11 protein-coding genes and 1 pseudogene are annotated in these 14,828 nt (G+C 68.6%); 7 read left to right on the top strand and 5 right to left on the bottom strand.

Going from position 1 to position 14,828, the window contains the following annotated elements:
• Positions 1 to 280: 280 nt before the first annotated feature.
• Positions 281 to 1,513, bottom strand: coding sequence for a SigE family RNA polymerase sigma factor (locus AB0J80_RS27860; RefSeq protein WP_364710535.1), 1,233 nt, complete (start codon positions 1,511 to 1,513; stop codon positions 281 to 283).
• Positions 1,514 to 1,854: 341 nt separating this feature from the next.
• On the opposite strand from AB0J80_RS27860, the gene uvrA reads away from it, so the two are divergent.
• On the top strand, positions 1,855 to 4,296 hold the full coding sequence (gene uvrA / locus AB0J80_RS27865) for an excinuclease ABC subunit UvrA (protein WP_364710537.1): 2,442 nt from the start codon (positions 1,855 to 1,857) through the stop codon (positions 4,294 to 4,296).
• 889 nt (positions 4,297 to 5,185) lie between these two features.
• On the opposite strand, the gene AB0J80_RS27870 is transcribed toward uvrA, so the two are convergent.
• Together AB0J80_RS27870 and AB0J80_RS27875 are read right to left on the bottom strand one after the other, a co-directional pair.
• A complete protein-coding gene (locus AB0J80_RS27870; protein WP_364710540.1) occupies positions 5,186 to 5,731 on the bottom strand; it encodes a hypothetical protein in 546 nt (181 codons plus the stop codon).
• A gap of 64 nt (positions 5,732 to 5,795) precedes the next feature.
• On the bottom strand, positions 5,796 to 6,185 hold the full coding sequence (locus tag AB0J80_RS27875; RefSeq protein WP_364710542.1) for a hypothetical protein: 390 nt from the start codon (positions 6,183 to 6,185) through the stop codon (positions 5,796 to 5,798).
• 244 nt (positions 6,186 to 6,429) lie between these two features.
• On the opposite strand from AB0J80_RS27875, the gene AB0J80_RS27880 reads away from it, so the two are divergent.
• Both AB0J80_RS27880 and AB0J80_RS27885 read left to right on the top strand, forming a co-directional pair.
• Positions 6,430 to 9,876, top strand: a complete 3,447-nt coding sequence (locus tag AB0J80_RS27880) for a CHAT domain-containing protein (RefSeq protein ID WP_364710544.1) — start codon at positions 6,430 to 6,432, stop codon at positions 9,874 to 9,876.
• Positions 9,873 to 10,391, top strand: coding sequence for a hypothetical protein (locus AB0J80_RS27885; RefSeq protein ID WP_364710547.1), 519 nt, complete (start codon positions 9,873 to 9,875; stop codon positions 10,389 to 10,391). The genes AB0J80_RS27880 and AB0J80_RS27885 overlap by 4 nt, the downstream gene beginning before the upstream one ends.
• A gap of 458 nt (positions 10,392 to 10,849) precedes the next feature.
• Here AB0J80_RS27885 and AB0J80_RS27890 read toward each other — a convergent pair whose 3' ends face one another.
• Entirely contained in the window at positions 10,850 to 11,080 is a 231-nt protein-coding gene (locus AB0J80_RS27890) for a hypothetical protein (protein ID WP_364710550.1), read from the bottom strand.
• A 556-nt stretch (positions 11,081 to 11,636) separates the two neighbouring features.
• Between AB0J80_RS27890 and AB0J80_RS27895 the strand changes: the two genes are divergently transcribed.
• The 4 genes from AB0J80_RS27895 to AB0J80_RS27910 all read left to right on the top strand — a co-directional run bounded on the left by AB0J80_RS27895 (position 11,637) and on the right by AB0J80_RS27910 (position 14,020).
• Positions 11,637 to 11,837, top strand: coding sequence for a hypothetical protein (locus AB0J80_RS27895; protein WP_364710552.1), 201 nt, complete (start codon positions 11,637 to 11,639; stop codon positions 11,835 to 11,837).
• A gap of 199 nt (positions 11,838 to 12,036) precedes the next feature.
• Positions 12,037 to 12,336 (top strand): hypothetical protein, encoded by a 300-nt coding sequence (locus AB0J80_RS27900; RefSeq protein ID WP_364710555.1) that lies wholly within the window; start codon positions 12,037 to 12,039, stop codon positions 12,334 to 12,336.
• A 451-nt stretch (positions 12,337 to 12,787) separates the two neighbouring features.
• The gene (locus AB0J80_RS27905; RefSeq protein ID WP_364710565.1) at positions 12,788 to 13,225 is read left to right on the top strand and encodes an ATP-binding protein; all 438 of its coding nucleotides are present in this window, start codon (positions 12,788 to 12,790) and stop codon (positions 13,223 to 13,225) included.
• Positions 13,226 to 13,243: 18 nt separating this feature from the next.
• Entirely contained in the window at positions 13,244 to 14,020 is a 777-nt protein-coding gene (locus tag AB0J80_RS27910; RefSeq protein ID WP_364710558.1) for a hypothetical protein, read from the top strand.
• 453 nt (positions 14,021 to 14,473) lie between these two features.
• Here AB0J80_RS27910 and AB0J80_RS27915 read toward each other — a convergent pair.
• A pseudogene (locus tag AB0J80_RS27915) lies at positions 14,474 to 14,735 on the bottom strand (integrase core domain-containing protein); the annotation flags it as partial.
• Between the last annotated feature and the right edge of the window lie 93 nt (positions 14,736 to 14,828).

Here is a 14,828-nt window from a genome sequence, read left to right on the forward strand (position 1 = left end):
TGGAAAACTTGGTGCAAGAACCTACAGAGCTTGCAAGAAGCCGTCAAGCATTCGCATACGTCGTTCTGCAGCGGGAAATGCCGATCGCGCCCGAACCGGCGGCCGGCGCGGCCACCGACCCTGGCTCGACCTGACCGCCGACATCAGCTGTGCCTGTGCTGTCGTGAGCGATCAAGGCGTGAGCTCACCCAGATGCTGCCCTCGATCACCGCTGGGGGAAGGGCACCGCCACCGGCGTGCGAGCCGGTGGCGGGCTGTGTCGACCTCGCCTCGACGCGGTTCAGGCGAACAATGAGTTGTCGGGCGTTGGTCCTGCTTGTTGGCCCAGCAGTTGGCGCAGTCGGGCCAGCGAGCGGGCGCTTTGAGAGGTCACTGTGCCGGTCGGCAGATCGAGGATTTCGGCGACCGACTCGACGCTGAGATCTTCCCAGTAGCGCAGTACCACGATGGCCCGGTCGCGCGGTGGTATCCGGGCGAGCGCGTCGATGAGCGTCAGCCGCAGATCAGCGTCTTCGCTCCTTCCCGGCACATCGCCGAAGTCGGCAGTGGTCATCTCTTGCGAGCGCTTCGACCGGTGGTGGTCCAGGAAGGCGCGGTAGAGCACCTGCCGGGCGTACGCGTGCGGGTTGTCACGCCGGGCGATGCGTTGCCACCGCTCGAACATCCGCACCAGCGTCGTCTGGGTCAGATCAGCCGCCAGCTCCCAGTCGCGACACAGCAGATAGGCGGTACGCCGCAACCGGCCTGCCGAGGCCCGGGCGTATTCGACGAAGTCGTCGTCGCCTCGGCTCACTTGAGCTCTGCCGGCAGGTGTGGGAATGCCGCGGCGCCTTGTGCGTTGAGGGCCGGGTCGATCTTCACACCCCAGCGTGGGTCCGCGCCGACCTCGGCTGCCTCGCGAGCAGTCAGGATCGAGCCCTTCTGGCCGCAGGTTGGACAGGTCGAACTGCAGCAGGGTGTCGTCGGCGTGATGGACGTACACGATGGTGTCCTGCAGACAGTTGCTGGGAGCCTTGAAGACCAGGTATTCGGTGCCGTTGCCCAGCGGGGTCCAGGTGCCGGTGAAGTCCGCTGCCTTACGCGTCATCACGTGCAACCGGATCATGCCGGGCCCCTGGCCGCGGTCGAGGAAGGTCTGCACCGACACATCGCCGTACTCCACGACGCCGGCGTACCGGCTGGTCTTGCCTTCCGGCAGATTCTCTATCAGCAGTTCGAGCAGGCCGGCCGGAGTGCCCTTGACCCGGTCGACTTGCCGCGCGGGAGCGGAACTGCTCGCAGCCGGCGACGGGGCGGCCGCGGTGACGACCCCGGGCACCGCGGAGGAGGGCGCGGCAGTGCTGCGAACGACGAGGACCGCGGCCAAGCCGGCCACGGCGAGCACCGCCAAGCCGGCACCGCCGACCCGGAATCGCTTCGCCGTCCGCCTCCGGCGGCCCTTGGCCACCGCTTCCTCTACGAGATCACCGATCGGGGGCTCGACCCACTCGATCATCTGAAATTCCTCGCGCATGGTGCTCATTCCTTCGGGTCGCCAGCGTTTTCAGTGCCTTCACGGGTTGACTCGACCGCCCTCAGATGTGATGCCGGTCACATGAGCGGCGGGCTGCGCCGATCAAGCACCACTCAGCGGTGCGCGCCGAGACAGCCGCCGACCGGGCGACGAGCGGTCGGCGGGCTCGCGGGTGGCTCGACGACTCGAAGCTCGATGCCGCCGGCGCGGAAGGAACATGCATGTCGGGTGGGCGGCAATGCCCCCGCTCCGCCCCGCTCTGCGCCGCGAGCGTGGCGGCGATTCGGCACCGCCGAACAGGGTAAACAGACCTGGTGGAAAACGACGTTAATGACCGGTTCGTGCGCGTTCGGGGCGCCGCCGAGCACAACCTTCGGAACGTCGACGTCGACATTCCCCGCGATGCCATGGTCGCCTTCACCGGCGTCTCCGGTTCGGGCAAGTCCTCGCTGGCCTTCGGCACGCTCTACGCCGAGGCGCAGCGCCGGTACTTCGAGTCCGTCGCGCCGTATGCCCGCCGGCTGTTGCAGCAGGTCGGTGCGCCGCACGTGCAGGAGATCACCGGCCTCCCGCCGGCTGTGGCCCTGCAACAGCGCCGCGGGGCACCCAGTTCGCGGTCGACGGTCGGCACCATCACCACGCTGTCCAACCTGCTGCGCATGCTCTACTCGCGCGCCGGGACCTACCCGCCGGACGCCACGCGGCTGGAGGCCGAGGCGTTCTCCCCCAACACCGCGGCCGGCGCCTGCCCACGGTGTCATGGACTGGGCGTCGTGCACGACGTCGCCGAGGACCTGCTCGTCCCGGACCCGTCGCTGAGCATCCGCGACGGCGCCATCGCGGCCTGGCCGGGCGCCTGGCAGGGCGCCAACCTGCGCAGCGTCGTGAGCGGCCTGGGGATCGACATCGACAGACCGTGGCGCAAGCTCAGGAAGAAGGACCGGGACTGGCTGCTCTACACCGACGAGCAGCCGTCCGTCCTCGTCGCGCCGGAGCCGGACCGCATCGACAGCGGCTACTACGGGAAGTTCTGGAGCGCCCGCCGGCACGTCATGCACGTGCTCGCCGACTCCAAGAGCGACCGGATGCGCGAGCGGGCGATGCGGTTCGTCCGCAGCGTGCCCTGCCCGGTGTGCCACGGCAGCGGCCTGCGCCCGGAGGCGCTCGCGGTGACCTTCGCCGGCCGCACCATCGCCGACGTCAACGCGATGCCCCTCACCGCCGTCGTGGCGCTCCTGCGGCCCGCCGCGGGGTTGTCCGGGGCCGGGGCTGCCACGCCGACCGCCCGGTCTGGGGAGACGACCGAGGTCGCGGTCCGGCTCTGCGCCGACCTGGTCGCGCGCGTCGAGGTGCTGCTGGACCTCGGCCTGGGGTACCTCAGCCTCGGGCGCCGCTCGACGACGCTGTCACCCGGCGAGGCGCAGCGCCTCCGGATCGCCACCCAGTTGCGTTCGGGGCTGTTCGGGGTCGTCTACGTGCTCGACGAGCCCTCCGCGGGCCTGCACCCGGCCGACGCCGAGCCGCTGCTGGACGTACTGGACCGGCTGAAGGCGGCGGGCAACTCGCTGTTCGTCGTGGAGCACGACATGGACGTGGTCCGGCGGGCCGACTGGGTGGTCGATATCGGCCCCGGCGCGGGCGAGAGCGGCGGACGCGTGCTGTACAGCGGACCGGTTCCCGGCCTCGAACAGGTCGAGGAGTCGGCCACCAGCCGGTACCTGTTCGGCCGTGCCGAGCCGCTCGACCATCGCGCGCGTACGCCCCAGGGCTGGCTGCACCTGCGCGGCATCTCCCGCCACAACCTGCACGACATGTCCGTTGACGTGCCGCTCCGGGTGCTGACCGCGGTGACCGGGGTGTCCGGTTCCGGCAAGTCGACGCTGGTCACGCAGGTGCTGGCCGAGGTCGTGCGCGGCCACCTAGGGCTGGCGAGCGACGAGCCCGACGAGGCGGAGCTCGACGTCGACGTGCGGGACACGGCAGGGCTCGACACCTTCGACCGGCTGGTCCGGGTCGACCAGCGGCCCATCGGTCGCACGCCCCGGTCCAATCTGGCCACTTACACCGGGATGTTCGACGCGGTGCGCAAGCTGTACGCGGCGACGGACGAGGCGCAGGCGCGCGGGTACACGGCCGGGCGGTTCTCCTTCAACGTCGCGGAGGGCCGGTGCGAGACCTGCGAGGGCGAGGGGTTCGTCGCGGTCGAACTACTGTTCCTGCCCGGGACCTACGCGCCGTGCCCGGCCTGCCACGGCGCGCGGTACAACGCGGACACGCTGGAGGTGACCTACCGCGGCAAGAACATCGCAGACGTGCTGGCGATGTCCGTCGACGCCGCCGCCAAGTTCCTCGCCGACGTCCCGGCCGCCTCCCGGAGCCTCGAGACGCTCCGCGAGGTGGGACTGGGCTACCTACGGCTGGGCCAGCCGGCGACCGAGCTCAGCGGTGGCGAGGCCCAGCGCATCAAGCTCGCCACCGAGCTGCAACGGGCCCGCCGCCGCCACACCCTCTACCTGCTCGACGAGCCGACCGCTGGGCTGCACCCCGCGGACATCGCGCTGCTGCTGCGGCAACTCCACCGGCTCGTCGACGCCGGCAACACCGTCGTCCTGGTCGAGCACGACCTGGACACGATCGCCGGCGCCGACTGGGTCATCGACCTCGGCCCGGGCGGTGGGGACGCGGGCGGCCGGATCGTCGCGGCCGGCCCTCCCGCCACGATCGCCGAGGCCAGGGACAGCGCGACCGGGCGCCATCTGGCGCGCCGCCTCGAACGCTCCTGAGCGGATGGCTTCCCCGGTGGAGATGGTGGCCACCCACTACGGGTTACGGCATCCGTTGGCGCAAGCTTCGCTCGGCCGGGCCGCGCCCGGGTTGGGAAGGTGGAGCGCCCCGCCGAACTGACCACCGGCGCCTGATCATAGAGCTCACGGATCAGGCGCGCCGAGGACAGACAGGCGCCGGTAAACGACGGGCTCGACGCATCCGTCGAGCTGGTCTCACTCGTACTCGCGCTCTCGTCGTGCCGCTGCCACGCCTGGCCCCGGTTTCCTCTTCGTCGGAGGTCTCGGGTTTCGCCGTGCCTGCCGGTCCCACGGTGGCCACCGCCGGCCGCGCCGAGAGCGAAGCGGCAAGGCGCGGACGACCGCCGAAGTGGCTCGCGTGCTGCCCGCAGGCTGCCTTGAAGACGGACGGAAGTTCCCACCGGATGTTACAACGGCCTTAAGCGTGTCGGACACTGCCTGTGGACGCCAGCCGTCTACCGCTGCTGGTTGCCCCCAGAGCAGCAACCGGAAGGCGTCGGCCAAGGTCACCCCTACAAGCTCTTCGAATACCTCGACCGGGCACAACCGTTGATCCAGCCTCCATCGACGCCGCCCGGGATGCGCAACCACACCAACCCGCGCTCTCTTGAGAAGCACCACTGGTCTCCGCGGTCTGACAGCTCGATCCCGGAAGTGCCCTGCCGCCGCATGATCGCCTTCGCAGCGTGCAACATCAGGACAAAGTCCAAAATACTCCATTGCACTCTTCTGGCACCGCCGATAGCATGCGAACCAAGCCTGGAGAAGAACAGATCGCACAATATCCGACTCCCGCGCCCACCACGAAACGGCCTCGATTCCGTGGACGAAGGCGGTCATGTCTCCAGCTTCAGTGCCTTACGAATTGTCAGCCACCGTGGAAGGCGTACACATAGATGTGCACGTCGTCCGACCCCGGCACATGCTGCACCAGGGTGGTGATGGCGTAATTGAGCGTGGGCAGAGCCGCGGCGTATTCCTGGAAATGCTGTTCCGGGCCGATCTCCCAGCCCATCTTCTGGATCACCGGCTCATTCATCCACAAGCTGCGATAAGCGAGCGGGGCGTCCTTGCTCGCGTCCCCGATCGCGCCCTGCTGGGCCGCGGTCGTCTGGGAGTTGTCAGCCAAGAACGCGTCGGCGCAGGTGACCGGCACGGTGGCGGCCAGGTAGATCCGATAGTGGTAGCCCAAGCCGTCACCAACCAGCGCGTACCGGAGTACCGGGTCGAGGCACGGGGGTACGCGTATCCCGGCCCGACCGAGGGCCTCGGTGAGCGAGACGTCGGTCTCGCTCACCGCGTACGCCCGCGGGTCGTCGACACCCGGCTGCCGCAACCAGTGCACGGCTGCGAACGCCGACCCGGCAAGCAGCAGTAGCACCGCTGCGCCGAGCAAAAGCCACCGCCTGCGCATCTTTCCACCGTTCATCGAAGCATAGCGAGACATTATCACTGCCAATGCGGAGTGCTGATGCCGACTACGGCGAACTCCCGGGCGATCTCGTATCCGGCGGCTTGGCGGCACCTCCGAATGAGACCCCGCTCAGTTTCTCTCGCTTGTCGCAATTCCATGACTTGTACGCCGTCGCCTGGTAATCGGCGACCACCCCGCGGTTCTTGTCGACCGATACTTGGCCGGTGATCTGATACGTCATCCCACGATCGCCGTAGAACTCGGCTTCAGCCTTCTCGGTGGTGAACGACATCGGCGCCCAGCCCTTGTCGAAACTGCACGAGCACGGCGGCGATGCACATTTGCCGGCCGCGACGCCCAACAACGTCGCAGGTGCAAGTGCCCTCCTCGGCGACCAGCAACCCGCCGACGCCGCGCCAGCGGCGATCGTCCCCAGGTCGAACCCCTCGACCAAACCGGATCTCCATGTTGAACGTCGCGATCCGGATCTCACGCATCGGCCGGCCGGCCTGCCCCGTTTTGACGGACATTCAAGATCAGGAGCCGGGAAGACTCCGGGATAATCTCCAGCATCAAAGTACTTTGGAGCGCTTGTTTCGACGCCGTACGGTGGAACGGTGATGAGATGCCCGCGGTGTGGCGCGCGGGTTGACGGGTTCGTCGTCGCGAAAACTTTGTTCCTGGTCAGCGAGACGGACATGTCCCGGCTTATCCCGCTGCTGCGAGGGCTTCTCGACGGTGCTCGGTGCCCGTCGTGCGTCGCCCCGGTCGGGGTCGCCTCGTCGATCGTCGTAGTGCTGGCGTCCCGGGGTGCCGTCGCGTTCGTCGTCGGGGAGTTGCTGCGGGACCGGCGGGACGAGTTGCTCAGCCGCAACTGGGCTGCGGTGCTGCCGGGCGTCGCCGCACCGCAGCTGGTGGAGGTGCCGGACGCCGACACGCTGCGCCGGATCGTCGTCGGAGTCCTCCACGAACGGCTGGCGCCGCTGATCGAGTTCGCCAGGGCGGTTACCGACGGCGCCTCGGACGGGTTCCTGAGTGAACGGTGGCGGGCGTTCACCCCGGAATTGTTCGCGGCGGCGAGACTTGCCGCGGCCGACGAGTTCCCTGAGCTGGGCTTCGGCCTACCCGGCGCCGGCCCGGTGGACCATCCGACGATGGCGGCACTCGTGACGCCGGACCGCTTCCGCGAGAGCGACCGGATAGCCGCCCTCACGCTGCTGCAGGCTTCCGTCCTGGTCGCTCTGTGCGAGGAGTGGACGCGACTGATCTCGCCGGGCTCGACTCCGCCAGACGGCGTCACCTTCGAGGGCGACCTGGCCACCTACGTCGATCGCGGGCCCACCTTCGATCACCTTGCGGCGGCTCTTCTCATCTTCGAGGAGAGCTATCGGTCCGAGTTCGCGGGCCGGCTGTCCCCGTACGTCCTGGAGGCGGTCCGCGCCAGCATCCATGTCCACATGGAGGAGCCGAACCCGCAGGCGCAACATTGGGCATTCCTGTTCTTCGCGCACGAGCTCGCCGTCGGGCGGGCGGAGGATGCGGCCGGCGTGATCTCGGCCCAGCGCGCGGGGGCCACGGTCGGTTACGACGAGGCCTGGCACGCGCTCACCGGCTGGCTGTCCGAGATCACCAGCGCCGAGCACGGGGACGCCTTCCCACCGGATGCCGTCGAGCTGCTCGGCGAGATCGCCGGCAAGGCGGGGTATCCGCATCTCCTGCGGGCTGTGACCCAGTTCAATGTGCGTTCGCCGGTCGACACCGTCGAGGGCGTGCTGGACATGCTGCAAGGGCTGGGCACGGTTGAGGCGTTGACGGGCGCGGCAAGGGCGCACGCCGAGTTCCTCGTCGCCCAGGGCCGGTTCGACGGCCTCGAGACCATCGCCGCCACCATGCTGGAGCGGGTCGGTGACGACGCCGATGGGCGGGCCAAGGTCGAGGCGTGGCTCGCCGGCGCCGTCAACCGGGCCCAGCAACCGCGGCGGGTGCTCGCCCGAATCGGGGACTCCCCGTCCGATTGGGAGGGCCGTGCCGGCGACCAGGCGAGGATCAGCCTCTGGCATGAGCGATCGATTGCGCTCGAGGCGTCGGGCCGCGCTGTTGACGCGCTCGCGGTGCGGCGCGAGATCATGCGGCTGCTACCCGAGTCCTCCGACCGGTACCCGTGGGCACTGGCCAATCTGGGTCTGAGCCACCTGCAGATGGGCCGTCCCGATCTCGCACTGCCGATCTTCGAGGAGGTCGAGCGGCGGATCGGTGCCGATCCGCTGCTACTGACCTACCAGGCGGCCGCCCGGCAGGCGCTCGGAGACGCCGAGGGGGCGGAGGAGCGGCGACAGCGTGCCGGGCGTCTGGCCGCGCCCGACGACGTGGCGCGGCACTCGGTGCAGCGCGCCGCCACCCTCATGTACGAGGGGCAACATCAAGCGGCGATCGAACTGCTACTCGCCCACGGTCTCGCCGGCCGCGCGGTCTCACCACGCAACGGCTGGCACCTGCTGGACGAGGCCAAGTGCTGGACGATGCTGCTGCAGCACCACGTCCGACTACCGGCATCGGGTCGGAGCCGGCTCGCTGAGGTGGCCGTCATGCTCGGCCGGCTGGCTCAGCAGGCGAAGGCGGCAGGGCACGCGGCAATGCACGCCGCCACCGTCCAGGCGCAGGCCGCACTGGTGGACGCGGTCCGGATGCCGCGGCCGGTGGGGGCACGCTGGGCCAACGCGTACGCGGTCCGCCAGGGATACGGCATGCCGCCCGACGCGACCACCTTGATCAAGCTGGCCTTCGACCGCTATCTCCACCGCGACGCCCCGGCCGGCCGGCGGTACCTGTGCCAAGTACCCACCGCAGTCTCCGCGTCCGTCGCCGAAATGACCGACCTGAGCCTGGTCGTCCGCGGTCCCGGCCACCTCGCCGACCCGCTCGGCCACCTGGCCACCCTCCTGATGGGAGGCCCCGGCACCGACGTGCAGGACCTCCGGCTGGTCGCGGAGCTCCAGCGCGACGCCACCGGACGGGTCGGCATCCAGCGACGCGTACCCCATCTGGAGCCCTTCCGGCACGGTGTGAGCGACCGGGTTTTGCGGCGCCTCACGCCGGAGAAAGGCGGTCTGGTCGTGATCGAATGGTTCCACTGCCGGTCCTGGACCGCCGCCGACGAAACGAGCCTCGGCTGCCTGCTCACCCGGATCGGTTCCAACGGCCGAGTCGCCACGCGGCTGCTGCCCCCGATCGATGTCGAGCCGTCCGGCGTGGCGGTCCGGGTGCGGACCCGGCTTTACAACTGGGGACCGCGGCGGCGGGGCGATCCGCTGGACGAGCCGGACTGGCGGAGGCTGGCGGAGTGGCTGGTCGCCGCCCTGCGCCAACACGCGGCGCCGGGCGACCACGTCGTCATCATCGGGAACCGGTGGACCGCCGGTCTGCCCTGGCACGCCGCCGTCGGACCGGCCTGGAGCGTGTCGTACGCCCCGGGCTGGACCGCCCTGATCGATTTGATCTCCCAGCCGCCACCACCGCGGACTCGTATCGGTGTGCTGGCCGTACCGCGTATCGGCGAACGACCGGAGGTGGCCGGCGGGCTACGGGCCACGGCAGCGCACGCGACCCGGCTGGGAATTCCTGCATTCGCACCGCCGGAGGCTTCGTGCGACCGGGCGGCGTTCAACCGGGTGATGCGCGAGTGCGACATCGCCGTGCTGCTCTGCCACGGGTACACCAGCGACACAGAGCAGGAGGTCGCTCTCATGCTCGCCAACCACGGCGACCTGCCGCTCGCCGGGGCGGTGGCCACCGGCAGCTCGGACGGGATCGGGCACCGGCTGAGCTGGCGGGACTGCACCCGGCTGGAGCACGCCTCGCGCACCGTGTTCTCAGCCGCCTGCTCCAGCGGCGTGAGTTACCACGCCGGCCTCGGCGACCGCTTGGGACTGTTCGGCACGTTGCGCCACGCGGGCACCACGGCGATCGTGGCGCCCGGGTGGGACGGCGTCGCCGAGGCGGTGCTGCCGATCCTCGATGACACGCTGTCGCGGTTCGCCGCCGGCGAGCCGCTCGGCGCGGCGTTGCGCTCCGCCTGCCTGGCCGGCCGGAACACGCAGCCGCCCTGGCTGGCCTGGGCCCTGACACTGGAAGGAGACTGGCGATGACCGAGACATTGCTGGCATTCCTCGAGAGCATCGAGGCCGATGCCGACACCATCGAGCAAGGCACCCGCTACTACCTGGCGGAACACACCAACGACCTGCCGCACGGCGACATGCACGCGGCGATCCTCGCGTCCGCCGTGGACGCGGGGCGGGCGGAAGACTATCTGCGGCTGCTCGAGCACCAGTCCGACGTGCTCGAGCAGGGCGCCCTGGCCGTCCTCTCGGCCGCGTGGGAGGAGCCCGGCCAGGCTGAGCTCGTCCGCAACGCTCTACTCGACGCGAAGGCCAAGCTTCCGGTCATCGAGGCCGGCATCCTCGCCATCGTGGTCATGTACGGCCTCTACTTGCATACGACCGGCGGGAAGAAGCGGGAAAAGCGCGTCGTGGAGCGATCGGCGAACGGGCGCTTCAAGGAGACGACGGAAATCGAGTACTACAGCGCCACGAGCCCACTCACCGCCATCACCGGCCTGTTCCGGCGGCCGCCGTTGCCGCAGGACCACGATGAGCAGTAGTACTGCGGGCCGTCTCTGTTGATGGTCTGGGCACCAGATGTCGCTGAGTTTCGGCACCACCGAGATCTCACCCATCTCGATGTTCGCGAGTTTGGGCCCCACCCCCAGCGAGACCCGCTCACGCGTCGTCGGCCGGCCCCACCGTCTACGCACGGTGACGGGGCCTGAGCCAGGCACGCCCTCGCCGAAGTGTTGCTCCGGCATGCGACGATCTGGCGCTGACGGTCATGTTGAATCATGGCGACCGGCAATTTGAGATCAATCAAGCTATCACGACGCCATCCGCCACGATGGTCCACGAGCGTGTGCAGGCGCGTCGAGCTGGCGATACGGCGCGTGACGCTACAGTGGAGCCGCCGCCCACGATCGGCCGCAGATGTGGACAGCGCGGAGGTATAGGCGGTTACGAGACGACACAGGGCGGCCGCACGCTGGACGGAGCGCCGGGCTGATAGTGCCTAGCTTACGAACGGGATGGCGAAGCTCAAGGCGATCGCCAGCACTCCCACGAGGCCCAGCACTACCGCGGCCACGGCGGACTGACGCCGCATGGTTCGATCATCACGCCGGCTCGGCGCCTTACTCAGCCGCCGCCTAGTGATGGCTTGATAGGCGTTCAACCCGGCCAGCACCAGGCACGGGACGCTAACGATTCTCAGCAGAAGACCGAAGGCGCCGTCGATGTCCACGGCCTCAGTGTTCCGGACCGACCAGGCGCCCCGGGTGGAAATCAACGCTCCTCAATCGCCTACGGGGGCAGTGCGGACGAAGACAAGGTCCTGTTCCTTCTACCGGCCGCCAGATTCGTCGGGGACATCGACGGGACGGAAGTCCTCGTCGACCAGGCCCAGCCGATGCGCAACAACGGCCGCCTGAACTCGATTGCGCAGTTTCAACTTGTCCATCGCGGCGGACACGTGGGTTTCACGGTGGTGATTCCCAAGTGCAGCCGGGCCCGACGGCACCCACTTCTCGGTCTGGACCGCCCGGGCGGGCAACGGCTATGAATGCTTCGCGCGCCTGTTCGAGGCCCCGAAGAACGCGGCGGCCCCCGAGCCGACAGCGTTCGAGGGCAGCGGCGGCAGCTGCGCACCCACAGGACACACCGAGACGTTCGGTGTCGACGTCGACGTCGACGGCGACGGCGACGGCGACGGCGACGGCGACGGCGACGGCGACGGCGACGACGACGACGACGGCGACGGCGACGACGACGGCGACGGCGACGACGTCGAGGCCACCTACATGGTGTCCGCCGGCACCACGGCCCGCGCCGAGCTGCGACTGCCCGACGGCACCCACCGCCCCGCCCTGCGGGTAGCCGGCCGCTATTTCGGCTGGTACTCGACCGCCGGTGGCAACAAGATCGCCGACCTGGTCGCCTACGACACCGGCGGCGCCGTCGAGGGACACATGGAACTGTCGCTGCGGAGTCCACCCCGATGACCGAGCGAAGTGCCACCCGCCGCCTTCTTCCAGCCTCCCGCGGGCCGCCTACGCCTGCCGTCGAGCCCCCCCATTCGTTTCAAGCGGAGGAAAAATGAGACTCTCCAAGACCATGCTCACTGCCACGCTGGCGTGTACCGCCGTCGGGGTCATCGCAGGTACGGCCCTAAACGCATCGGCGGATACCGTGGCATCGCCGGTGGGAACGGTGACCGCCGAGCAGTACCAGGGCACCTTCTGCGACGACCTCGGCGCCCACGTGCGCGTCACCGTCGCCGCCGGCACGCCCAATGCCGCGTATACGGCCACCAGCAGTGGCTCCTGGCACCCGACCGCAACGTTCGTGACCGACGCATCCGGCGCGGGCCTGGTCGATCTGCACAGCGTTCGCACGCCCTCCGACTCCGGCGTAGGCACCGCCGCCATCACGGTCACCGCCGGCGACACCACCGTGTCCGTCTCGGCGGCCATCAACTGCCCGGGGCAAGGGGGCGACTGACCCTAGGAACCCCCGCGCTCGACGAGCAAGCGGCGCCCGCTGTCGCCTCAGGCGGCACGGGCGCCGCTTCGCATCAGCCAGCCGGCAGGCTGCGGCTGACACGCGGCCGTCGATCCCGCGTTCGAGCCACGGCTCGCGGCTGAGTCCCCACCCCGGTCACAGCGAGCAGAATCCGCCGCGCGCACCCCTACTGGGCTCAGATCCGAGGACGCCGCTGATCGGCATGCCGTCCGGCGTCCCCGCCGACCCCTCTACGAGGTCGACGGCCAGCCTGGCGATTTTCTATCCTCCTCGATGACGCCTGGGATACCCCCTCCGCAGCCGGCGCAAGGAGGCGAGCCGTCCCCACGCCGAGCGTCCGCGTCCTGTCAGGACTTCGAGCCCTGGGTCGCGAAGTGCGACCCCTCCTCGGTTTCCCGGGAACACCGTTCTGCACGCCGACCCGCATCGGCTGCGCCAGGTAGCCGACAACCTGCTCGGCAACGCGATCAAGTACACCCCCACGGGCGGCACCATCACCGTCAGCACCGACGACAACTGGAGCACCTGGAACACCCCCGACATGAGAATCGGCATCCCACCCGCGGAACGGTCGCGGCTCTTCCGGCGCTTCTATCGCGCCTCCACCGTCCTCCAGAACCCTGCTAGCCACCGTCAAACGACAAGGGGGCAACGTCAGGAGTGGCAGGGCGAGGCGTGGCGGCACTACGAAGCGTGGTTGACGATGGGAGAACTAACGCTAGGCCGCCAGCCACGTGGATCCCAACTTCTCCAGGCAGGCGGTCGCTACCGCCGGTCCGGACCTTCGATCTCGTTTCTGGAAGGGCGGCCGATCGTTAACCGATCTGAGGGCTCGGGTCAGGAGCGGTCCTCAAGCTTCGGCCGGTGACCGTTAAATGAGGTTGGCATGTCGCGCTTACTGGCTTGGCTGGAGAATCACCGGCGCCTCGCGGTCTGGTCGTTCCTCGTGGGCCTTGCGGGCGTGTTGATCGCTTTCACGGGCTTCATCCGCGATATAGCCGACTGGACGCCACTCAAACACGAGCCGACTGCTGCTGCGGGGCCCGCTGCCGATGCGGCCCAGCCGAATGCAGACATCGACGGCAACCCCGCACCCGAGCCGACGACGTCGACTCCGTCGCCGGAGGCATCCCCGAAACGCACCAAAGCACCTCGGGTGACCCCGCCAGTCACTACGGACGACGACAACGGGCTGACCGTGAACGACCTAGCGTCACCCGTTGTGGTGCCACCGGCATCCGTGCTCTACCTCGACGAAGAAGACGAGGTACAAAGCAGCGGCGACACCATGTCGTTCGGCCCCACGACCATCCTCAAGGAGTCCTACCAGCACTCCGTCGCGTTGTGCGCTGACGGCATCTTCGGCTCGAATCGGTGCGCGAACAACGGCAACGCAACCTGGATCGAATACAACGTTCCGGCTGGTTACCGAGTCCTAAGTGGCAATGTCGGCCTGACCAGTGACGCGCCTGCAAGCTGCCGCCTCTCGGCGCAGATCATGACTGATGGGACGGCCCGGTTCGACAGAGAACTTCAGCTAGGCGAGGCTTACCCGATCTCGTTCGACGTCGCGACATCGAATCGGGTACGTCTGCAGATGCACGCCTTGGACGGCGAAGGCCGCTGTGATCTCGCCTTTGCCAACTTCCGCTTCCGCCGGTAGGTAGCCCTATCCCAGCGCTCAACCTCACTCGGTCTCCTAGCGTGGCGCCGGGAGGAGTTAGCCCGCGCGTCAGTCGTCCTAAATGTCGACGGCATCGCCTACAAGCCGGAAAGGGACTGGGCGCAGGCCACGAACGGGCTTGCTGGTTGGCCCCTGCAGGTCAGCGGCCTGCTCGAAGCGATCAGCACATGCTGCGCGACGAACCGGACGAGGTGAAGGTCGTGGCGCAGCCGTTCGTCCTCGGGCCCCAAGAGCTTCCACCTCTGCGGGCTCGCCGTTGCACGTCCGTCCGGCACGTACGCCGTCATTTTGAGGTACGACGCACTTGTTGTGGCGGTGGCAGCAGAGATTTGCGAGCGATCGCCAAACCGATGACCAGCGGAGAGAACAAGGGTCTGCTGCACCGACAGGTGACAGGGCATGGCACGCGGCCTGACTGGCCGGTGGGGTCATGATGGTCTCGTACTCGATAGGGGTCAATCGGGCTAGTGATCGTTGGCGTCTGCGGCGGTGGTAGGTCCGTTCGATCCAGGTCACGATCGCGGTCCTCAACTGCTGCCGGCTGGTCCAGGTACGGCGGTCGAGGACGTTTGTTCTGCAGCAGGCCGAAGAACGATTCCATGGCGGCGTTGTCACCGGCGGCACCGACTCTGCCCATCGAACCGATCATGTGATGCTGGTTCAGAGCACGGACAAATTTTCTTGATCGAAATTGCCTAGGTTCAACCGGTCGTTGCAACACCTGCCGGTTGGAGCAACCGTAGCTGCTCGTCGAGAGCTTCGGCGGGCGTCTTCCAGTCGAGGACCT

The organism is Actinoplanes sp. NPDC049548 (assembly GCF_040676695.1).
Classification (GTDB): Bacteria; Actinomycetota; Actinomycetes; order Mycobacteriales; family Micromonosporaceae; genus Actinoplanes.